This window comes from Siccirubricoccus sp. G192 (genome assembly GCF_019084075.1).
Classification (GTDB): domain Bacteria; phylum Pseudomonadota; class Alphaproteobacteria; order Acetobacterales; family Acetobacteraceae; genus G192.
Window position 1 is genome coordinate 2,245,707 of the sequence record NZ_JAHREN010000001.1, and the last position, 21,217, is coordinate 2,266,923.

A 21,217-nucleotide genomic window follows, 5' to 3' on the forward strand; every position below is an offset into this window, starting at 1 on the left:
GTTAGGCTTGCGGCGGGGCATTCCGCGGCCGCGCCGGAGGGTTCCGCATGCTTGCCCGCTGGCGCCAATTGCGCGCCCATCTCGCCGAGTCCTTCTGGCCACGCCCCGCTTTGCTGGTGCTGCTGGGCCTGTTCCTCGGCTGGCTGACGGAGCGGCTGGACCGCGCGGCCACCCTGCCGGACTGGCTGGGCGACCTGGTCTATTCCGGAGGCGCGGAGGGGGCGCGGGGGCTGCTCGGCGCCCTGGCCACCGCCTCGCTCGGCGTGGCCGGGACGATCTTCTCCATCACCATCGCCGCGCTCTCCCTCGCTTCCGGGCAGATGGGACCGCGGCTGCTGCGCAACTTCACCAGGGATGCCGGCAACCAGGTGGCGCTCGGCGCCTTCCTCGGCACCTTCGCCTATAGCCTGATGGTGCTGCGGACCATCCGCAGCCCGGCGGAGGGCGGCTTCGTGCCGCATCTCGGCGTCACCCTCGGCGTGGTGCTCGGCCTGGTCTGCACCGGCGTGCTGGTCTGGTTCGTCCATCATGCGGCGGAGGGGATCAATCTCGACCGGGTGGTGGAGGACGTGGCCGCCGATATGGCGAAGACCCTCGATGCCCATAGCACCGAGGCAGCGGAACCGCCGGCGCCGCTCATCCCGGCACCGGCGGCGACGGGCTGGGCCGGGGCCCTCGCCGTGCCGGCGCCGGAGGAGGGCTATCTGCAACAGCTCGATGCGGAGGGGCTGGCCGACTGGGCGGCGGAGCAGGGCTGCGCGGTGCGGCTGCTGTCGCGGCCCGGGCATCGGGTGCATCCCGGCCTGCCGCTGGCGCTGGTGCAGCCCCCGGTGGAGGGTGCCGCGGCGGCGCTTGGCCGCGCGGTGGCGATCGGCGCGCGGCGGACCCTGGCGGACGACCCGGGATTCGCGGTGCGGCAATTGACCGAGATCGCGGTGCGCGCCCTCTCGCCCGGCATCAACGACCCGAATACGGCGATGACGGTGCTGGACTGGCTGGGCGCCGCGCTCTGCCGCCTGGCCGGGCGGGAGCTGGAGCCGGGGGTGGAACTGCGCGAGGGGCAGATGGTGCTGGACTGGCCCACCACCGACTATGCCGGGCTGCTCGATGTGATGTTCCACATGATCCGCCAGAGCGCCGGCGGCAGCCCGGCGGTGATCATCCGCCTGCTGGAGACGCTCACCGTGGCGGCGCGGCTGGAGCGGCGGCCGGAGCGGCTGGCGGCGCTGGCCCGGCATGCGGCGCTGGCGCGGGAGGCGGGGCTCGCCGGCACCACCGACCGCGCCGGGCGGGAGGGCATCCTGGAGCGCGAGCAGCGCTTCGTGGAGGGCCTCGCCGTGGATGCCCGCCCGGGCGCGTGATCAGCCTTGGCCCTCGTCCGGGATGTGCAGCACCACGCCACAGGCCTTGCAATGCACCGCATCCGGCTCATGCCGTTGCAGCCCGCAGGAGGGGCAGGGGAAGCGGATCTTGTTCGGCCGGAACAGCGTCTGCGCCAGGCGCAGGAACAGCGTGACGCCGGCCAGCATGATGAGCACCGAGAGCAGCCGCCCGGTGGTGCCCGGCAGGGTGACGTCGCCATAGCCCGTGGTGGTCAGGCTGGTGACGGTGAAATACAGCGCATCGGCGTAATTGCCGATGCCGGGATTGGTGCGGTGCTGCGTCTCGAAGACCAGGCCGGTCATGACGAAGATGAAGACCACGAGCTGCACCGCGGCCAGGGTGGCTTCCTCGTTGTCGCGGAAGAAGGGCAGGTCGCTGCGGAGCGAGCCGACCAGCCGCACCGAATGCAGCAGCCTGAGCGTCCGCAGCACCCGCAGGAAGCCGAGCGCGCCTTGCAGCAGCGGCGCCAGCAGCAGGGAGGCGATGGAGAGCGCATCCGCCACGCCATAGGGATGCAGCAGGTCGCGCCATGGCCGGCGGCTGGCGATCAACCGCAGCACCAACTCGGCCAGCAGCACGGCGCCGAGCGCGACATCCGCCGCCAGGATCGGCGGCGAGACCTCCAGGAAGGAGACCAGCACGATCCAGGCGATGCTGGCGAGGTCGAGCCCAAGCAGCCCGTAGCGGAAGGCGCGGGCCCGCGGCGCGCCGCTTTCATAGAGGTAGCGCAGCCTCGCGCGCAGCCCGCCGCGGTGCCGGCTGGAGGCGGCGCGCCGCATCGCCCGCCCCGCCCCGTTCAGCCCGGCGTCAGAGGGCGCCGCCGCGCCGCCCGGCCATGGCGCCGAGCCGCAGCCTGAGCGCGTTCAGCTTGATGAACCCTTGCGCGTCGTACTGGTCGTAGGCGCCCTGGTCGTCCTCGAAGGTGACGTGCTTCATCGAATAGAGGCTGTGCGGCGACTTCCGGCCGGTGACGATGGTATTGCCCTTGTAGAGCTTGAGCCGCACCGTGCCGGTGACGCTGTGCTGGCTCTCGTCCACCAGGGCCTGCAGCATGCGGCGCTCCGGCGAGTACCAGAAGCCGTTATAGACCAGCTCCGCATAGCGCGGCATCAGGCTGTCCTTGAGATGCGCCGCCTCGCGGTCCAGCGTGATGCTCTCCATGGCGCGGTGGGCGGCATGCAGGATGGTGCCGCCCGGCGTCTCGTAGCAGCCGCGCGACTTCATGCCGACGAAGCGGTTCTCCACCAGGTCGAGCCGGCCGATACCGTTCACGCGGCCAAGCTCGTTCAGCCGGGTGAGCAGGGTGGCGGGGGAGAGCCGCTCGCCATTGATGCCGATGGCGTCGCCGCGCTCGAATTCCATGGTGATCTCGGTGGCGGCATCCGGGGCGTCCTCGGGCCGGATGGTGCGCTGCCAGACCATTTCGTCCGGCGCGTCCCAGGGCTCCTCCAGGATCTTTCCCTCGCTGCTGGAATGCAGCAGGTTGGCATCGACCGAGAAGGGCGCCTCGCCACGCTTGTCCTTGGCGATGGGGATCTGGTGCTGCTCGGCGAATTCGATCAGCGCGGTGCGGCTGGTCAATTCCCATTCGCGCCAGGGGGGCGATCACCTTCACATCCGGTTTCAGCGCGTAATAGGCCAGCTCGAACCGCACCTGGTCGTTGCCCTTGCCGGTGGCGCCATGGGCGACGGCATCGGCCCCCACCTGCTCGGCGATCTCGATCTGCCGCTTGGCGATCAGCGGGCGGGCGATGGAGGTGCCGAGAAGGTATTGGCCTTCATAGAGGGCATTGGCGCGAAACATCGGGAAGACGAAGTCGCGAACGAATTCCTCGCGGAGGTCGTCCACGAAGATCTCCTTCACCCCGAACATCTCGGCCTTTCGGCGGGCGGGCTCCAGTTCTTCCCCCTGGCCGAGATCGGCGGTGAAGGTCACCACCTCGCAGCCATAGGTGGTCTGCAACCATTTCAGGATGACGCTGGTATCGAGCCCGCCGGAATAGGCGAGCACCACCTTCTTCACATCCTTGACGCGCATGGTCGGGTTCCTGAGTAAAGTAGCGGGGCGGCCTGGCTTGGCCACCGGGGCGGGAGGGTTATTGGCCGCCGCGCCAGAGGGGTAAAGAGGATAAAGAGCGCTGTTGCGCGGCGCGCCCGCTTCGTGTTTCCATCACGAGGATGGCACCTCACGCGAAATTGTGCATGGCCGTCTCGATCGGCCTTTTCGCCGCGATCGCCCTCGGCGCGACGCCGCGCGCCTCCCTGGGCGACACGGCGACCGGGAGCGTGGCGAGCCCCGCCCTGCGGCCGCCCGCGGTGCTGGATGCCGCCGCGGTGCCCTACCTGCCCGAAGCGGGGCGGGCGGATTACCGCCGCTTCGTGCAGCAGGCGACCCCGCGCGCCTTCGCCGTCAGCCCGGACGGCTCCTGGGGCTGGGCGGCCTCGCTGGAAAGCCAGGCGGCGACGGATGCCCGCGCCGTCGAGATCTGCGCCCATTGGGGCGGCCAGGGCTGCCGGATCTATGCCCGGGACCTGGAGGTGGTCTGGCCGGGGCGGGAAAGCACCGCGCCGCTCGCCGCCGAGGTGCCGCTCCGGATCGGCATCGGCTGGACCCTGGTGCCGGATGGCCGTTTCCTCTGGCAGGGGCCGGAGGCGGCGCGCGGCGCCTATGTCTGGGCGCATGGCCGGGCTGCCGGCGGCCAGGACAGCCGCGGCAGCCAGCCGCAGCCGCATGTCCGGGTCTTCAACAATGCCGGCTACGACGTGCTGCGCTTCGACCGCGACCCGCTGACCGACGAGACCGACGATGCCGCCGCCTGGTTGCAGGGCGCCCTGAAGTCGCTGCGCGCCCGCGGCTATCGCAGGGTGGTGGTGGGCGGCCAGTCGCGCGGCGCCTGGAACGCCTTGCAGGCCCTGGCCGAGCCGGGGCTGGTGGATGGCGTGGTAGCGGTGGCGCCGGCCGCGCATGGCGCCACCGGCAGCCCGGCCTGGGCCTGGGCACTGTCCGATCTCCGCCAGGTGGTGGAGGCGGCGCGCAGCCCCGCGGCGCGGGTGGCGATCGCCGCCTTCCGCGGCGATGAATTCGACCCGGACCCGGAAGGCCGCGCCAGGATCTTCCGCAGCTTGGCCGCGCCTGCCGCCACTCCAAGGGTCGGCGGGCTGCTCTTCCTGGACCGGCCGGCCGAGGTGCAGGGCCATGGCGGCGGCGCCGATGCCCGCTTCACGCTCCGCTACGGCCATTGCCTGCTGGATTTCGTGGAGCGGCGGGTGGAGCGCTGCGGGTAGGGCAGGCCCGATGACCGCAGGGCCGCATGGCCCGGAGGTCTGAATCGGGCCGGAGATACAAGGCTGCCCTGGCTCACCCACGCACATAGCATTCCCGCCCGAACCGCGGGAGCGGAACCCCGCGCGGGGCGGTGACGTTTGCCGCATTGCAGCATCAAGGGCAGGGCAGCCCGGTCCCTGCATCACCGGCCAGGCGCCACGCTGGTTCCGCCGAAACACCCGCCTGGAGCCGGCAAGGAGTTCCCCATGAAAAATCCGTGGCTCAAGAAGAACCCGCTCATGAGCATGTGGCTGAGCGGCGCCAATGCCGTGGCCGGCAAGGCGCGCAGCCAGGCCGCGGCGGCCGCGGGCCGGCAGAAGGCCAGCCTCACCCGCCAGGCCGGCCGCCTCTGGACCGATGCCTGGCTGGCCGCCCTCAAGCCGCCCCGGCGGCGCCGTTGATCCTGCAGCCGGGCATGGCCCTGCCCGGCGGGGACTAGGCAGGCATGTTCTTCGCGCGCCGGCTTGGCCATGCCGCCCTTGGCCTGAGCGATGCGATGCAGGCGGCCCTGGCCCGGACCGCCATGCTCGGCCGGGTGGTGGAGGTTTCCGGCTTCGGCTCCAATCCCGGCGCCTTGCGCATGCTGGCCTATGCGCCGCCGCGCCTGCCGGCGGGGCGCCCGCTGGTGGTCGTGCTGCATGGCTGCGGCCAGGATGCCGCGGGCTTCGCCGCGGATGCGGGCTGGCTGGCCCTGGCGCAGCGGCTCGGCGTGGCGCTGCTGCTGCCCGAGCAGGGCAACGCGAACAACCGCGGCCGCTGCTTCAACTGGTACCGCCCGGCCGATGTCCGGCGCGGCGGCGGCGAGGCGATGTCGATCCGGCAGATGCTGCGGGCCGCCATCGGGCGTTACGGCTCCGACCCGCGCCGGGTCTTCATCGCGGGGTTCTCCGCCGGGGGCGGCATGGCAGCGGCGATGCTCGCGGCCTATCCGGCCGTCTTCGCCGCCGGCGGGGTGGTGGCGGGCATGCCGGTGGGCTGTGCCGGCACCTCGCTCCTGGCCCTGCAGCAGATGCACCGGGCCGGTGGCGCCTGGCGGAGCCGGCGCGACCTGGCCGATGCCGTGCGGGCGGCAACCCCGCCCCGGCCCGGCCGGCCCTGGCCGCGGCTTTCCATCTGGCAGGGCGGGCGCGACCGCACCGTGGACCCCGCCAATGCCGAGATCCTGGCGGCGCAATGGAGCGAATTGCACGGCTGCGGCGCCGAGCCGGCCACCGAGGCCGAGGTGGCGCCCGGCCTGCGCCGGCTGACCTGGGGCCGGCCAGGGGGCAAGGCGGCGCGGCCGGCGGTGGAACTGTGGCGGCTCGCCCGCCTCGGGCACGGCTTTCCGGTCGATCCGCGGGGCGCCGGCGGCGGCCGCGAAGGCGCCTGGGTGGTGGATGCCGGCCTCTCCGCCGCGCAGAGGATGGCGGAGTTCTGGGGCATCAGCTCCGGCAGGCGCTGAGCCCGCTGGGCGGTTCCTCCGCGGGATGCCGCGGCACCAGCAGATTCGCCACCAGCACCTGCACCGGCTCGTTCTTCTGGTTGAAGGTGGTGGTGCGGGCCTTGACCAGCCCCTGCTCCGGCCGCGAGCGGGAGGGCCGGACCTCCAGGATCTCCGTCTCGGTCCGCAATTCGTCGCCGGGCCGCACCGGGCGGGGCCAGCGCAACTCGTCCATGCCGGCGCCGATCAGCCCGCCGGCCAGGCGGAACTCGCCCTCCACCTGCAACCGCATGGTCAGCGCCGCGGTGTGCCAGCCGCTGGCCGCCAGGCCGCCGAACAGCGTATCCCGCGCGGCCTCCGCGTCCAGATGGAAGGGCTGCGGGTCATAGGCGGCGGCGAAGGCGGTGATCTCCGCCGCCGTCACCACGCGCCGGCCGGAGCGGTAGACTTGGCCCGGCGCGAGGTCTTCCAGATAGAGCCGTTCCATCCCTTGCTTCTCCCTTTCCTATCCAGCACTGGCACGCGGCCCCTGGCGCGCCCAGACCGCCAGCGCCACCACCCCTGCCGCCGCCAGGGCGAAGGCGCCACGATAGCCCACCGCCAGCAACCCCAGGCCGAAGGCCAGCGAGCCCGCGCTCTGGCCGAGGAACAGCGCCATGGCGAAGGCGCCCACCGCGGTACCGCGGGCCCCCGGCAGCGCCTCGGTCGCCTGGGTCTGCAGCACGCCGTGGAACATGTAGAAGACCAGGCCCAGCACCATCTGCACCAGCATCACCACCGGCCAGGAGGGGGCCATGGCCAGCGCCGCCAGCGCCAAGGCCAAGCCGCCGCCGCCCAGGCCCAGCAGCCCCCGCTCCCCCCGAAGCGGCGCAGCAGGCGCCGGGCCAGCCGCGTATAGGCGAAGGCGCCGAGCCCGAAGCCGGCGACGATCACCCCGGCCTCCGCCGCATTGCGCCCGAAACCCTCGATCAGGAAGGAGCCAACATAAGGGAAGGCGCCGCCAAACAGCAGGAAGCCGTCGAAGAAGGCCACGCCCAGCAGCCAGCGCCCGGCCGGGCGGCGCAGCAGCTCGGCATAGCCGCGGAGGCCGCGGCCCGCCGCCTCCGCGCCCGCCGCCGGGCCTCGCCACAGCGCGGCGGCGAGCCGCCAGGCGACCAGCCCGCCCACCGCCAGGGAGAGCAGGCCGAGCACCAGGAAGGGCAGGCGCCAGCCTGCCGCCTCCGCCAGCACGCCGGAGACCGGGCCGGTGACGAGCTGCGCCATCACCATGCCGGTGGTGAAGCGGCCGATCGCCACCTGCCGCTCCTCATAGGGGAAGCTGTCGCCGATATGCGCCATCAGCAGCGGGATCACCGCGCCCGCGAAGCAGCCGCAGAAGGCGCGCAGCGCGATCAGCATCGGCAGGTCGGTGGCGAAGGCGCTGCCGATCAGGCCGAGCCCGTAGAGCAGCAGCGCGAAACAGGCGATGCGGATCTTGCCGAAGGCATCGCCGAGCGGCCCGGCCGCCAATTGCACCAGCCCATAGGGCAGCACGAAACCGGCCACCACGCCGGTGGCGCCGGCCACGGTCACGCCGAGATCGGCGGCCAGCAGCGGCAGCAGCGGGTCCAGCATCCGCATGCCGGAGCCGGTGGTATAGCCGGCCAGCGCGAAAAGCGGGATCGGGAGGGAAGCGGCCACGTCGGTATGGGGCGGTCGATGCCGCGCCGCGTCAAGCGGCGGCGGGGCCCGTGCTCCCCCGCGGGTCAGGTCAGGTCCCGGCAGAATTCCTGGATGCGGCCGCAGGCTTCGGTGAGGCTGGCCAGGTCGGTGGCATAGGAGATGCGCATATAGGGGCTCATGCCATAGGCCGCGCCCTGCACCGCCGCGACGTGCTTTTCCTCCAGCAGGGCGAAGACGAAGTCGGTGTCGGTCTCGATCCTGCGCCCGCCCTTGCTGGTCTTGCCGAGGCAGCCGGCGAGGTTCGGGAAGACGTAGAAGGCGCCTTCCGGCTTGTGGCAGGAAATGCCGGGGGCGGCGTTCAGCATCTCCACCACCAGGTCACGACGCTGACGGTATTCGGCGGCGCGTTCCCGCACCAGGTCCTGCGGCCCGTCCAGCGCCGCCGCCGCGGCTGCCTGCCCCACGGTGGAGATGCCGGAGGTCGCCTGGCCCTGCATGTTGAACATGCCCTTGATGAGCTTCGCCGGCCCGCCGCCGAAACCGACGCGCCAGCCGGTCATGGCATAGGTCTTGGAGACACCATTCACCGTCAGCACCCGGTCCTTCAGCCCCGGCTCGACCTCGGCGATGGTGCAGAATTCGAAGCCGTCATAGACCAGGTGCTCATACATGTCGTCCGTCATCACCCAGACCTGCGGGTGGCGCAGCAGGACATCGGCGATGCCGCGCATCTGCTCGCGGGTGCAGGCGGCGCCGGTGGGGTTGGAGGGGAAGTTCAGCATCACCCATTTGGTCCTGGGCGTGATGGCCGCTTCCAGATCCTCCGGCCGCAGCCGGAAGCCGTTGTTCTGTGGGCAGGGCACCGTCACCGGCACGCCGCCCGCCACCTTCGCCATGTCGGCATAGCTGATCCAGGCGGGGGTGGGGATCACCACCTCGTCGCCCGGGTCGATGGTGGCCATGAAGGCGTTGAAGATCACCTGCTTGCCGCCATTGCCGACGATGATCTCGTCCAGCGCGTAGTCCAGGTTGTTGTCGCGCCTGAACTTGCGCTGCACCGCCTGCTTCAGCGCCAGGGTGCCGCCCTGCGGCGGGTATTTGGTGTCACCGGCCAGCGCGGCCTGGTAGGCGGCCTCGATGGCGTGGCGCGGCGTCGGGAAATCCGGCTCCCCGGAGGAGAGGCTGATCACCTGGATGCCGCGCGCACCCATGTCCCGCGCCCGCGCGGTCATGGCGGCGGAGGCGGAGACCTGCACATCGGCAAGGCGCTGGGCGAGTTCGGGCATGCGTGCGACGGGTCCGGGATGAGGGCGGCCCAGCTTAGAGCGGATCGCCGCAGGGCGGAACCGCCCGGAGGCGTGAATCCGCTCTGCAGAGAACAGGTTGCAGCGGCGTGCCGAACCATCGATTCGGCACGTCGCTGCGGGCAGCGTGCCGCGGGGCGCCAACCCCCAAGCGGCAACCGGGCAACCGCCGCCTCGGGCGGGGCGTTCGGATCGGCGGCCCCATTCGCGGTGAGCCGGGCATAAGCGCCGCCGGGCGGGGCCGGACACAGGAGACTGGGCATGAAGGCAGGATTGCTTGCAACCGCGGTCATGGCGGGCTTGTTCGGCACCGCATCGCTGGCGCTGGCGCAGGGGCAGCCGGGCAGCATGGGAACGGGACCCGGCAGCCCGTCACCGCAGGGCCAGGTCATCACCGAGCCGCCGCCTGAGCCCAGCCTCTCCATGGACCGGCTGCAACGGGCGACGGAGGATCTGCGCAAGGCGATCCAGGCCATGGCGGAGCAGCCCGCCGGCGACCGGCGCAACGAGGCGATGCGGACAGCCGAGCGCGCCATCCTGGAAACCCAGGAATCCATGGTGCAACTGCCGGCCAGCCTGCGCACCAGCCAGGAATACCGCGACACCCAGGCGCAGTTCGAGGAGACGCACCGCCTGCTGCGGGACCGGAACAGCGATCCGCAGCAGACCAAGGCCGCGGCGGACCGCCTGGCCGAGCATATCCCCCGGCTGAAGCAGCAAGGCGGCAATCACGCGACCGGCACCCAGGGGAATACCCCTCCGGCGAGTTCCGGCGGCACGGCGGGCCAGCCGGCGCCGCACCGCTGATAGGCAGGTGATGGGCGGCCGGCGCGGCACCGGGCCGCGCCGGCCGCCGCGGTTCAGCGCATCCCGGCGCAGAAGCGCTGGATGCGGGTGCAGGCTTCCTTCAGTGCCGCGTCGCTGGTCGCGTAGCTGATGCGGAAATGGCCGGGATACATGAAGGCGGCGCCATGGACGGTGGCGACGCCTTCCTCCTCCAGCAGCGCGGTGCAGAAGGCCTCGTCGTTCTCGATCCTGCGCCCGCCGGCGGTGGTCTTGCCGATGCAGCCATGCATGTCCGGGAAGACGTAGAAGGCGCCTTCCGGGGTGTGGCAGCGCAGGCCCGGCGCCTCGTTCAGCATGGCCACCACCATGTCGCGGCGGCGCTTGTAGACCGCCACCATCTCCTGGATGGAGTCCTGCTGGCCGACCAGCGCCTCGACCGCCGCGGCCTGGCTGATGCTGCTGGTGTTCGAGGTGCTCTGGCTCTGCAGCTTGTCCATGGCCTTGATGAGCGCGACGGGCGCGCCGGCGAAGCCGATGCGCCAGCCGGTCATCGCATAGGCCTTGGAACAGCCATTCATGGTGATGGTGCGGTCGCGCAGCCGCGGCTCCACCTCCAGGATGGTGGCCGGCTTGAAGCCGTCATAGGCCAGCTTCTCATAGATATCGTCGGTGAAGATCCAGACATGCGGATGCCGCATCAGCACATCCGTCAGCGCCTTCAACTCGGCCGCATTGTAGGCGGCGCCGGTCGGGTTGCAGGGGTTGTTCAGGATGAACCATTTTGTCTTGGGCGTGATCGCCGCTTCCAACTGCTCGGCACGCAGCTTGAAGCCCTGGTTCTGGCCGCAGGGAACGATGACCGGCTTGCCCTCGGCCAGCTCCACGATATCGGGGTAGCTGACCCAGCAGGGGGCGGGGATGATCGCCTCGTCGCCCGGGTTGATGGTGGCGAGCAGCGCGTCGAAGATCACCTGCTTGCCGCCGGTCGCGACCAGGATCTCCTCCGGCTTGTAGTCGAGCCCGCTGTCGCGCTTGAACTTGGCGCAGACCGCGGCCTTGAGCTGCGGCGTGCCGGAGACATCGGTGTATTTCGTCTCGCCGCGCTCGATGGCGGCGATGGCCGCGTCCTTCACGTTGCGCGGGGTGTCGAAATCCGGCTCGCCCGAGGACAGGCCGATGACGTCCTTGCCCGCCGCCTTCAGCGCCCGCGCCTTGGCGGTCATCGCGATGGTGAGCGAGGGGGAGATGCGTTCGAGGCGGTCGGCGACGAGGTTCATTGCGGCCTTCGGGTCTGGCGGAAGGGCTGCGACCCTAGCCCCCGCCCCCTGCGGCTTCAACCCGGCCCCGAGGCATTCCGCCCCAGAATCCACCCCGCCAGCCCCAATGCCAGCCCCGCCACCGCCAGGATCACCGCCCCGAGCGCATTGATCTCCGGCGTCATGCCCATGCGCAGCGCCGAGAAGACCAGCATCGGCAGGGTGGTGCCGGCCGGGCCGGAGACGAAGCTCGCCACCACCACGTCATCGAGCGAGAGGGTGAAGGCCAGCAGCCAGCCCGCCGCCAGGCTCGGCGCGATCAGCGGCAGGGTGACGGTGCGGAAGACCGTGAAGGGGCCGGCGCCGAGATCGGCCGCCGCCTCCTCCAGGCTGCGGTCGAAGCCGGCCAGCCGCGCCTGCACCACCACCGCCACATAGGCCATGCCGATGGAGGCATGCGCCAGCAGCACGGTGGTGGCGCCGCGGTTTTCCGGCCAGCCCAGCGCGCCCTGCAAGGCGACGAAAAGCAGCAGCAGCGACAGCCCCGTCACCACCTCCGGCAGCACCAGCGGCGCGCCGGCCAGCGCCCCGAACAGGGCGCGGCCACGGAAGCGCCCGAAGCGGGCCAGCGCCCAGCCGGCCAGGCCCCCCCCAGCAGCACCGCCAGCGAGGCCGCGCCGGCGGCGATGCGGAGCGAAAGCCAGGCCGCCTCCAGCATCCGCGCATTCCCGGCCAGGGCGGCGAACCAGCGCAGCGAGAAGCCGCCCCATTGGAAGGGGATGCGGTCGGCGCTGAAGGCATAGCCCACCAGCAGCAGGATCGGCGCCCAGAGGAAGGCCAGGCCCAGCGCCAGTCCAGTGCGCCGCATTTATCGGACCGACCGTATGGCGCCCCTAGCCGGGACAGCATAGACTTCCGGCAAGCGCATTCCTCCAAAAGACTGGAGACGCTTAAGGATCAAGATATAGACCGACAAAAACACGGACGCATCATTAATGGTATTGGCAGGTGCGGAGTTCCTGGTGCCGGCCCACTTTCAGCATCCTACGGAACGCTTTAGCGGGCCGGCACACGCTGCGTTAGGCGTCGGAGTCGACCATGTGGGCCGCTCCAACGCTTCCGCCCTCTTTGGCCTCAAGCAGCGTGCTCTGAAGCTTGGCTAGCGCTTTCCGCTTCGGCAACCCAAGCTTCCAGCGAATCATGTCCCCAAGGTGCCGCTGGATGTCGTTGTGCTTGGCGCCGAAGCGCATGACTTGGTTCGTATGGTCGAAATTGCCTAGATCGAGGTTGAAGCCGGCCTCCTCCGGCGTGATCGCATCCTTCAGGCCCGGGCAGACGCGCTCTTGCTCCTCAGGAGTTAGCTCGAAATACCGCCACATCGGGTTCGCATGTGAGAAGTCGATCACGCCACGCTCGACAGCAGAAAAAATGCGCTCGAGGTAGATGGCATTCTCATCCCGCCCATAACCAAAATCATAGACAAGCTTTGCAAGAGCCTTCAGGACTACCGGCTGGGCAGCGATGGTATTTTTCTTGGCACCAGGCTCGCCCCAGTAGGGAATTTGAGCAATCGCGCCCCAGAACCGGCACCCGTACTCCTCCTTCGCATTAATGTCGGCCGGCGAGGCGCCATTGATTGTCGTCTTGTTTAGGAACAATAGAGCGTTGATGGCGATGAGGTCCTTGCGGGAGATCACACCCTCATCTTTATGCCAATCATGCGGGTTGTCCGTGTCCACGACTTTCGCCTTAAGAATGTCGTTGCCCAGCAGACGCTCCTTAATAAAGCGATTAACAGGATTCGAGTTATCGAACTCGTAGACGAGGCTACTCTCTACCGTTTTGGCAAGATTGTTGAGGTCATGGAAAAGTTGGCGTTCTTGCTCGAAGTTTAGCCCGAGATGCGTCTCGACGACGACAGTGGAGTCGCCACGAGCGATCTCAAATACGTAGGACCAAACTTGGACCTCTTCCGGTGTCGGCTCCCGCTTTGAGTCGTCCGCCGGGACGTAGAGGGCAGGCTTACGCGGGTATTTTCCATTGATAGTGATCGTCTTCAAGAATTCGAAGACTAGATGCATCGCAAATCGCCGGTGCTGCCCGTCGATGATCCACAGCACGTGCTTGTCCGAGAGATAGACGGTGATAGTCCCTCCGGTACGCACGAAGCGTAGACCCTCACCACCTGGCTTGCAGTTCCGAATATTGGCAACGATCGGTTGCATAGAAATGTAAGGCTGGGAGCCGAGGTCCTTCTGGATGGCGAGCAAAGCGGCTGGTACCGGCCGACCAGCGCGCTCCAACTTGCGACGTGCGGCGTCGAGCAGCCCCTTTAGAATAAAGACAGCGAGCTTCTTCGCATGCCCTTCATCCAGCCGTCGCTGGGCAACAGGCAATTCACGATGCGATGGCATCGCGTCTAGGTTATTGCGATTGGCCACCTCTGATATTTCATAAAAGGTCGCCATCGGCACACTGATGACCAACGTGCGGTTGCCCATGTTGGCGCCTACCAAAACGTTGAAGGGGCGGCCCGAGTGGTCCCCCTCAGTCAGAAGATCATCAAGGCTGTTAGTGACAACCTGGTCTGCAGCATCTATATCTTGTGGAAGCACGGCTAGCTCCTTTCCGCCTTCTGGCGGGTCGAGTTGTGGCCCGCGCGACCGTTGGTTCCCCAACCGCTCCCGGTCGCGCGGCTTTGCTAACAAAGGCCTGCCCTGCTGGGGCAGGCCGTTAGCCTCTTCTAACGATGTTATGCCAAAACATGTTCCTCCTTTCCGCTCTGAGCGAGTTCGGGTTGCGGCTGCGCATGCTTCGGTTCCCCAACCGCTCCCGCATGCGCAGCGGGTTTGTGCAATAAGACGCCTGGCGTGTCAATTGGAAAAGCCTGGCGCCTCAGGAAAATCGCCTGGCCAAATCATGGGACGCAACGATACTGGGTGTTGGCAACGCCGGGCCGCTTCCATGTAAGTTTTAGGAACGGCTGTATTTCGTTGAATCTGATGTACTCTGCGTCCCCACCGCGAACGCTGCCATCACCTGGACTCCAGCCGCTGGAACAGCCGGATCGGCAGCAGCAGCGCCGCCAGCAGCGCCAGCGCCAGCGCCGCGGCGAGCGGCCAGTCGCGGTTGCGGAAGAATTCCTCCCACAGCACGCGCCCGACCAGCCGCGCCTCCGGTGGCCCCAATAGCTCCGGGATCACGAATTCCCCCGCCGCCGGGATGAAGACCAGCAGGAATCCCGCCGCCGCCCCGGGCAGCGAAAGCGGCAGGGTCACGGTGCGGAACACGGTGAAGGGCGTGGCGCCGAGATCGGCCGCGGCCTCCTCCACCGCCGGGTCCAGCCTGAGCAGCGCCGCCACCAGCGGCAGCACCGCGAAGGGCAGATAGGCATGCACCATGCCAAGCAGCAGCGCGCCCTCGGTATAGAGCAACGGCACCGGCGCCTCGACCAGCCCGAGGCGCAGCAGCAGCCCGTTCACCCAGCCGCCATCCCGCAGCAGCCCGATCCAGGCGCCGATGCGCGGCAGGAACCCGGTCCAGAAGGGCAGCAGCACCAGCAGCAGCAGCGGCAGCCGCCGCGAGGGCCGGGCCCGGGCGATGCCCAGCGCCATCGGATAGGCCAGCAGCAGGCAGAGCGCCGCCGAAAGCCCGGCCACCCGCAGCGAGCTCAGGAAGGCCGCCAGATACCAGTCATCCTCGGTGAGCGTCGCCAGGCTGGTGCCGCTGCCCTGCCATTCCGGCCAGGTGCCCCGCCAGGCGATGGGCGGCAGGAAGGGCGGCACGCCCTCCGCCGGCTCGGCCAGCGCGATCAGCGCCAGGATCAGCGCCGGCGCCGCGACGAAGAGCAGCAGCCAGAGCCAGGGCGGCGCCAGGACCAGCAGGCGACGCATCAATCCTCCAACGGGATATTGGCCTCGGCCGGCCATTCCAGCGCCACGGCGCTGCCGGGCGGGGGCGGGCTGGCCTCGGCAGGGAGGGTCACGCGCAAGGTCTGGCCGCCGGGCAGCGCCACCACCGCCACCCAGCCCTCGCCGCGATAGGCCAGGTCGCGCAGCACGCCGGCCGCGCCATTCGCGGCGGGCGGCGCGGTGCCGGGCAGCAGCCGGATGCGCTCCGGCCTGAGCGCCACCGTCAGCGCCTCGCCCGCCGCGCGGGGGGCGGTTCGGCGAGGTGCAGGGTGCAGCCGGCCACGGCGCAATCCACCGAACCATCCGGCGCCACCCGCCCCTCCAGCAGGTTGGCGGCGCCGAGGAAGCCCGCGACCAGCCGCGTCGCCGGCCGTTCATAGAGCGCCCTCGGCGGGCCGAATTGCGCGAGCCGCCCGGCCTCCAGCACCGCCACCTGGTCGGCCAGCGCCAGCGCCTCGGCCTGGTCATGCGTCACCATGACGAAGCCGGCACCGGTGGCGCGTTGCAGGGCGCGCAGCTCGAAGCCGGTGCGTTCGCGCAGCCCCGCATCCAGCGCGCCGAGCGGCTCGTCCAGCAGCAGCAGCGGCGGCCGCTTCACCAGGGAGCGCACCAGCGCCACCCGCTGCCGCTGGCCGCCGGAAAGCTGGTGCGGCCGGCGGCGCTCGAAGCCCTCCAGCCCCACCAGGGCCAGCGCCTCCGTCACCCGGCGGGTGATCTCGGCGCGCGGCCGGCCCTCGCGGCGCAGCCCATAGGCGATGTTGTCGAAGACCGAGAGATGCGGGAACAGCGCGTAGCTCTGGAACACCATGCTGACGGGCCGCGCATGCGGCGGCAGCCCGGCGAGGTCGCGCCCCTGCAACAGGATGCGCCCAGCATCCGGCGCATCGAACCCCGCCACCAGCCGCAGCAGGGTGGATTTGCCAGAGCCGGAGCCGCCGAGCAGCGCCACGAATTCGCCATGGCCGACCGCCAGGCTCAGCGCATCCAGCGCCAGGGTCGCGCCGAAGCGCCGGGTGACGCCCTCCAGCCGCAGCAGTGGTTCGGTCACGCGGCTAGCGGCCTGCCTTGAAGCGCGCCCAGAGCCGGGAACGGGCGCGTTCCGCCGCGGCGGGCAAGGTGCTGGGCAGATAGGCGCCGGCCAGCGCCGCCTCCGCCGGATAGACATTGGGGTCCTGCCGCACCGCCTCGGCCACCAGCGGGCGGGAGGCCGGCACGGCATTGGGGTAGCGAACATGGCTGGTGATGGCGGCCATCACCTCCGGCCGCAGCAGGAAATCGATGAAGGCATGCGCGGCTTCCGGATTCGGCGCATCGGCGGGGATGGCCAGCATGTCGAACCAGAGATGCGCGCCGCCGCGTGGCGCCGCATAGGTCAGTTCCACCCCGCGCCCCGCCTGCCGCGCCCGGGCCGCCGCCTGGATGACATCGCCGCTATAGGTCAGCGCCAGGCAGATCTCGCCGGTTGCCAGCATGTCCACCAGCGCGCCGGAGCCGGGAATGGCGCGGAGATGCGGGCGGATGGCCAGCAGCGCCGCCTCCGCCGCGCGGAGATCGGCGGCATCGGTGCTGTCGGGCGAGCGGCCGAGCCAGTGCAGGACCGAGGGCAGCACATCGGTGACGCTGTCCATCACCGCCAACCCGCAGCGGGCCAGCCGCGCCGCATTCTCCGGCCGCAGCAGCAGATCCAGCGAATCGAGCGGTGCATCGGGGGCCAGCGCCCGCATCCGGTCCGGCTGGAAGCCGAGCCCCACCGTGCCCCAGAGATAGATGACGCCGTGCCGGTTGCCGGGGTCCACGGCGGCGACGCGGGCCATCAGCGCCGGGTCGAGGTTGCGCCAATTCGGGATCAGCGCCCGGTCCAGCGGCCGCAGCGCCCCGGCCCGGACCAGCCGGGCGAAACTCGGCTCGCTGGAGGGCACCACCAGGTCATAGCCGGAGCGGCCGGCGGAGAGCTTTCCTTCCAGCGTCTCCAGGCTGTCATAGACATCGTAGCGGATGCGGATGCCGGTTTCCTGCTGGAAGCGTTCGATCACGCCGGGGTCTATGTAATCGGTCCAGTTGTAGACGTTCAGCACCGGCTGCGCCCGAGCGGGCAGGGCGAACAGCGGGGCGATGAGCAGGGCGGCGAGGATCAGGAGGCGGCGCATCTCGGTCCGGCGGGCAGGGCAGGGGCGGGGAAACTAGCATGAAGAGCGCGCGGCGCGTCCCGTGCGGAAACTAGGACCGTTTTCCTTGACACGGGCAGAATGATCCGCTACTCCCGCCCTTGCCGACGGGCGAATTGCGCCCGGCGCCCTTCCCGCACAATCCGCAGCCGCCCGCCCCTCCGGCGGTGTCCCCGTCCTCCCCAAAGGCCGGGCGCGCCGCCGTTCGCGCGCGCCTCGAGACGGAGGACCCCGTGCCCTTCAGTTCCGCCAATCTCGGCGCCCTCATCCAGGGCAATGACTTCACTCTCTGGCACTACCGCACCGCCGATACCCGCGTGGCGGTGACCACGGCCGGCTATTTCGCCCCGGTCGCCGGCCGGCTGCGCGCCGGCGACCTCATGGTGCTGCAAACCGCGGATGCCATGGCGCTGCTGCCGGTCCGGGTCGGGCCCGGGCTCGGCACCGGCATCACACTGGATGGCGCGGTCGGCCCGCTGAACACGCTGCGCAGCGTGGCGCAGGGCTTCCGGCTGAGCCAGGCCGCCTCGGCGGTGGTGCGGACCCTGGTGCTGGCGCCCTTCGCCGCCAGCATCCTGGTGGGCTCCACCATCCCGGTCTCGGCCACCGTCACCGGGCCGGTGAGCCAGGTGGCCTTCACGCTGCGCGACGGCAGCGGCGCCGTGGTGCCGCCGGTGCGGCTGGTGACGGTGAGCAATGGCCGCGCCCTGACGGCCTTCACCGCGCCCGCGGTCGGCACCGGCTACCGCATCCGCGCGGAGGATGCCTCCGACCCCTCGGTCGGCGTCACCTCCCGCAGCTTCAATGTCGGCGCCGACCTGAAGCTGCTGCTGCAGGAGGATGACACCCGCCTGCTGACCGAAGCCGGCGCCCGCCTGAAGCAGTAGCCCGCCCGCCGCCTATCCCTTCTGCCCCCACCGCTCCCGTAACGCCCCCGGCCCCGCCGGCGGGCGGCGCGGCCGCAATCCCGGAACGGAGCCCCATGCCCGACGCGAAAATCAGCGAGCTTCCCCTCGCCACCATCCTCGGCGATGCGGATTTCGCGCCGCTGGTCCAGCCCAGCGGCGCCGGCGGCGAGACCCGCCGCGCCACCATCGCGCAGTTGCGCGGCGCCGTGCTCGAAGGCCGCGGCGCGCATGTGCGCGACTACGGCGCCAAGGGCGACGGCACCACCGATGACGCCCCCGCCATCCAGGCGGCGATCGACGACCTCAAGGCCAAGGGCGGCGGCACGCTGAGCTTCGGCGCGCGCAGCTACCGCATCGCCTCCCCCATCCTCATCGAGGGAGCGACCATCCGCCTCCAGGGCGCCGGCTTCAACGAGGGGCCGAGCCCCGGCCAGGGCACCTGGCTGGTGATCGACAGCACCGGCTTCACGCCGCTTCGCTTCACCGGCGGGCTGGCGCGCGGCTCCGCCATCCGCGACATCGCGGTGTCGCAGAGCCACAGCGCCAGCTTCACCCCTGGCTGGGCGCCCACCCCCTACGACTTCGTGGTGCGGGTGGAGGACTGTTTCGGCGGCATCGACATCGACAACCTCTATCTCTGCAACGTCAACCGCGGCATTTATTGCCGCAACTCCGGCCGGCTCGACATCCGCCGGCTACGCGGCCAGGTCTTCACGGCAGGCGTCGAGATCGACGAGTGCTACGACGTGCCGCGCCTGCACAACATCCATTTTTGGACCTTCTGGAGCAGCGACCAGAATGTGGTGCGCTGGCAGCAGGCCAATGGCGACGCCATGGTGTTCCGCCGCAGCGACGGCGTCTTCATCGACCAAGCCTTCGCGCTCGGCTACCGCAGCATGTTCCGCTTCGCCGCCTCCGCCGCCGGCGTGACCAGCAAATTCTACATCGGCCAGGCCTATACCGACTTCACGAAATACGGGGTCTGGATCGAAGGCATTGGCACCGACGGGCAGATCGCCAACCTTACCACCCAAGGCGAGATCTTCGAGGGCGGCGGCGCGCCGCTGGCCGGCTCCTGCGGACTCTATGTCACCGCCACCAATACCCGCGTGCAGATTGGCAACCTCCGCATCGACCGGGTGGAGGACAACCCGGTGCGGCTGGAGGGCAGCGGCAACCGGCTCGACCTGTTTGCGCTGCGCTGCGTCAACTTCAACAGTCGGGCGAATGGCGCCGCGGCGCTGCATCTGGCGGATAGCGGCGCGGCGGCGCCGAATGCCGCCTATCTCGGCTCGCCGCCACTGCTGGAAGGCGCGGGCGCCGGGCCGCTGGTGAATGCCGGCGGCAACGGCATCCTGGCGATGGCGGCACCGGCCGGCCGGGTCGCGCGCCCCGGGCTGATGCTGGGTAGCCCCGATACCGGCCTCTTCGCCCCCAGCCCCGGCATCCTGGCCGGCGCGGCCGGCGGGGCGGAGGTGCTGCGCGCCACCGCCGCCGGCACCGTCACCCTCGGCGGCGCGCCGGGCGGCCATGCGCTGGAGGTGGCGACGCCGCTCGCCACCGCGAACCGCCTGCTGGTGAGCGGCGGCGCCACCGGCGGCGCGGTGGCGCTGGCGGCGCAGGGCGCGGATGCGCATATCGACCTCAGCCTGGCGGCCAAGGGCAATGGCCTGCTGCGGGTGCAGTCCGGCGCCGCCATTGTCGCGCCGGTGCTGGTCGGCGCGGCCGGCGGCAACCTGGCCCGGCTGGCCGGCGCCGCCGCGGGCGGGCCGGTGGTCGTCGGCGCCGAGGCCGGCTCGGCGGATGCCAATGTCGGGGTCGCGCTGGTCTCCAAGGGCACGGGCGCCTTGATGGCGGCGGTGCCGGACAGCGCCGCGGCCGGCGGCAACCCGCGCGGCACCAACGCGGTGGATTGGCAGAACAGCCGCAGCGCCGCCAGCCATGTGGCCTCGGGCATCAACGCGGTCCTGGCCGGCGGCACGGGCAATACCGTGTCCGGGAACAACGCCGCCCTTGGCGGCGGCCAGGGCAATACCGCCTCGGCCGCCAATGCCGCCTGTGCGGGCGGGCAGTTCAATCTCGTCTCCGGCGTCTTCAGTTGGTGCCCCGGCGGCGGCCTCGGGTCCACGCGCGGCGTCTTCGGGCGCGGCGCCTGGGGCTCCGGCAACTTCTCGACTGTAGGCGATGCGCAGGCCGGCGAACATGTGCTGCGCGGCCAGGGCAGCAGCGCCACCCCGGTGCGCCTGACCTCGGACGGCACCGCTGCCGGCAGCGCCAATACCATGAACCTGCCGAACAACGGCACCTACATGGTGCAGGTCATCGCCGTGGCGCGGCAGACGGGCGGCGGCGCCGGAACCACCGGGGACAGCAAATGCTGGCGGGCGGATATCTGCCTGAAGCGCGGCGCGAATGCCGCCGCGACCGGTGTCGTCTACAGCTCGACGCCGCTGGCCTCCGGCGACGCGGCCACGGCGGGCTGGGTCCTGGCCTTCGCCGCCGACACCGCGAATGGCGGCCTTGCCGTCACCGGCACCGGCGAGGCCGGCAAGAGCATCAATTGGGTGGCGCGCGTGATGTCGGTCGAAGCGGTGAGCTGACCCTCCGGCACGGCTTGCGGCCACCGCAATCCGTCCGGTCCCCAACCCAGCCGCCGCGGCGGGCGGCGCCCCGCCGCAGCGGCGTTGCAGCAAGGAACTCCCCATGGCCTTCCTGAAGCCGATCGAGATCGGCAATACCGGCCTGGTCGCCGCCTATTGGCGCCTGACCCACAGCCAGGTCGACCACGCCGCCGGCATCGCCGAGTTCCGCCTGCACGGTTACCCCAGCCGCGATGCGCGGGTGGCCGGCAAGGCCCCGCTGCCCGCCATCGCCTATCGCCTCACACCGGAGGAGCTTGGCCTGCCGGACCTGCACGCCGTCACCACCGCCGCGCTCTACGCGGCGGCGCGGCAGCAGCCGGCGGCCGATGGCACCGTCTGGTTCAGCGATGCCGAAGACTGCTGACCCTACAGCGGGTTGCGTTCATTCCTGAACGCCAATCCGCTGTAGCTCCTTGTTTGCAGAGCAGATTCACGCTCCCGGAGGTTCACCTCCG

Annotated in this window: 19 protein-coding genes and 2 pseudogenes; 8 read left to right on the forward strand and 13 right to left on the reverse strand. The window is 70.5% G+C overall.

Annotated features, from left to right (window positions below; all coding sequences use genetic code 11):
- Window positions 1–47: 47 nt before the first annotated feature.
- Window positions 48–1,361: a DUF2254 domain-containing protein gene (locus KSF81_RS10655; protein WP_217378956.1), complete on the forward strand. Its 1,314-nt coding sequence runs from the start codon at window positions 48–50 to the stop codon at window positions 1,359–1,361.
- Here KSF81_RS10655 and KSF81_RS10660 read toward each other — a convergent pair whose 3' ends face one another.
- A complete protein-coding gene (locus KSF81_RS10660) occupies window positions 1,362–2,162 on the reverse strand; it encodes a potassium channel family protein (RefSeq protein WP_217378957.1) in 801 nt (266 codons plus the stop codon).
- Window positions 2,163–2,190: 28 nt separating this feature from the next.
- Window positions 2,191–3,421 (reverse strand): annotated as a pseudogene (locus tag KSF81_RS10665) (argininosuccinate synthase).
- A gap of 164 nt (window positions 3,422–3,585) precedes the next feature.
- On the opposite strand from KSF81_RS10665, the gene KSF81_RS10670 reads away from it, so the two are divergent.
- From KSF81_RS10670 to KSF81_RS10680, 3 genes are all read left to right on the forward strand, one after another.
- Window positions 3,586–4,668 (forward strand): alpha/beta fold hydrolase, encoded by a 1,083-nt coding sequence (locus KSF81_RS10670; protein ID WP_217378958.1) that lies wholly within the window; start codon window positions 3,586–3,588, stop codon window positions 4,666–4,668.
- Between the two features lie 246 nt (window positions 4,669–4,914).
- Entirely contained in the window at window positions 4,915–5,109 is a 195-nt protein-coding gene (locus KSF81_RS10675) for a hypothetical protein (RefSeq protein WP_217378959.1), read from the forward strand.
- 44 nt (window positions 5,110–5,153) lie between these two features.
- Complete coding sequence (locus tag KSF81_RS10680) at window positions 5,154–6,149, forward strand: PHB depolymerase family esterase (protein ID WP_254453456.1); 996 nt, start codon at window positions 5,154–5,156, stop codon at window positions 6,147–6,149.
- On the opposite strand, the gene KSF81_RS10685 is transcribed toward KSF81_RS10680, so the two are convergent.
- From KSF81_RS10685 to KSF81_RS10700, 4 genes are all read right to left on the reverse strand, one after another.
- On the reverse strand, window positions 6,130–6,615 hold the full coding sequence (locus KSF81_RS10685; protein WP_217378960.1) for a MaoC family dehydratase: 486 nt from the start codon (window positions 6,613–6,615) through the stop codon (window positions 6,130–6,132). The two genes, KSF81_RS10680 and KSF81_RS10685, sit on opposite strands and share 20 nt — an antisense overlap.
- Before the next feature lie 18 nt (window positions 6,616–6,633).
- The gene (locus KSF81_RS10690; RefSeq protein ID WP_217378961.1) at window positions 6,634–6,924 is read right to left on the reverse strand and encodes a hypothetical protein; all 291 of its coding nucleotides are present in this window, start codon (window positions 6,922–6,924) and stop codon (window positions 6,634–6,636) included.
- On the reverse strand, window positions 6,900–7,808 hold the full coding sequence (locus KSF81_RS10695; RefSeq protein ID WP_217378962.1) for an MFS transporter: 909 nt from the start codon (window positions 7,806–7,808) through the stop codon (window positions 6,900–6,902). The genes KSF81_RS10690 and KSF81_RS10695 overlap by 25 nt, the downstream gene beginning before the upstream one ends.
- A 65-nt stretch (window positions 7,809–7,873) precedes the next feature.
- On the reverse strand, window positions 7,874–9,076 hold the full coding sequence (locus KSF81_RS10700) for a pyridoxal phosphate-dependent aminotransferase (RefSeq protein WP_217378963.1): 1,203 nt from the start codon (window positions 9,074–9,076) through the stop codon (window positions 7,874–7,876).
- Window positions 9,077–9,355: 279 nt separating this feature from the next.
- On the opposite strand from KSF81_RS10700, the gene KSF81_RS10705 reads away from it, so the two are divergent.
- The gene (locus tag KSF81_RS10705) at window positions 9,356–9,901 is read left to right on the forward strand and encodes a hypothetical protein (protein ID WP_217378964.1); all 546 of its coding nucleotides are present in this window, start codon (window positions 9,356–9,358) and stop codon (window positions 9,899–9,901) included.
- A 53-nt stretch (window positions 9,902–9,954) separates the two neighbouring features.
- Here KSF81_RS10705 and KSF81_RS10710 read toward each other — a convergent pair whose 3' ends face one another.
- The 7 genes and pseudogenes from KSF81_RS10710 to KSF81_RS10740 all read right to left on the reverse strand — a co-directional run bounded on the left by KSF81_RS10710 (window position 9,955) and on the right by KSF81_RS10740 (window position 17,194).
- Window positions 9,955–11,157, reverse strand: a complete 1,203-nt coding sequence (locus KSF81_RS10710) for a pyridoxal phosphate-dependent aminotransferase (RefSeq protein WP_217378965.1) — start codon at window positions 11,155–11,157, stop codon at window positions 9,955–9,957.
- Between the two features lie 56 nt (window positions 11,158–11,213).
- Window positions 11,214–12,004, reverse strand: a pseudogene (locus KSF81_RS10715) (ABC transporter permease subunit).
- A gap of 211 nt (window positions 12,005–12,215) precedes the next feature.
- On the reverse strand, window positions 12,216–13,751 hold the full coding sequence (locus tag KSF81_RS10720; protein WP_217378966.1) for a DNA sulfur modification protein DndB: 1,536 nt from the start codon (window positions 13,749–13,751) through the stop codon (window positions 12,216–12,218).
- A gap of 420 nt (window positions 13,752–14,171) precedes the next feature.
- Complete coding sequence (locus KSF81_RS10725) at window positions 14,172–15,029, reverse strand: ABC transporter permease (RefSeq protein WP_217378967.1); 858 nt, start codon at window positions 15,027–15,029, stop codon at window positions 14,172–14,174.
- A complete protein-coding gene (locus KSF81_RS10730) occupies window positions 15,029–15,268 on the reverse strand; it encodes a TOBE domain-containing protein (RefSeq protein ID WP_217378968.1) in 240 nt (79 codons plus the stop codon). Before KSF81_RS10730 ends, KSF81_RS10725 begins: the two co-directional genes overlap by 1 nt.
- A 2-nt stretch (window positions 15,269–15,270) precedes the next feature.
- Window positions 15,271–16,095: an ABC transporter ATP-binding protein gene (locus KSF81_RS10735; protein WP_217378969.1), complete on the reverse strand. Its 825-nt coding sequence runs from the start codon at window positions 16,093–16,095 to the stop codon at window positions 15,271–15,273.
- Between the two features lie 4 nt (window positions 16,096–16,099).
- Window positions 16,100–17,194, reverse strand: a complete 1,095-nt coding sequence (locus KSF81_RS10740) for an extracellular solute-binding protein (protein WP_217378970.1) — start codon at window positions 17,192–17,194, stop codon at window positions 16,100–16,102.
- A gap of 251 nt (window positions 17,195–17,445) precedes the next feature.
- Between KSF81_RS10740 and KSF81_RS10745 the strand changes: the two genes are divergently transcribed.
- The 3 genes from KSF81_RS10745 (at window position 17,446) to KSF81_RS10755 (ending at window position 21,126) form a co-directional block, all read left to right on the forward strand.
- Window positions 17,446–18,099, forward strand: a complete 654-nt coding sequence (locus KSF81_RS10745) for a hypothetical protein (protein WP_217378971.1) — start codon at window positions 17,446–17,448, stop codon at window positions 18,097–18,099.
- Between the two features lie 95 nt (window positions 18,100–18,194).
- Complete coding sequence (locus KSF81_RS10750) at window positions 18,195–20,720, forward strand: glycosyl hydrolase family 28-related protein (RefSeq protein WP_217378972.1); 2,526 nt, start codon at window positions 18,195–18,197, stop codon at window positions 20,718–20,720.
- A gap of 103 nt (window positions 20,721–20,823) precedes the next feature.
- Complete coding sequence (locus KSF81_RS10755) at window positions 20,824–21,126, forward strand: hypothetical protein (protein WP_217378973.1); 303 nt, start codon at window positions 20,824–20,826, stop codon at window positions 21,124–21,126.
- The last annotated feature ends 91 nt before the right edge of the window (window positions 21,127–21,217 follow it).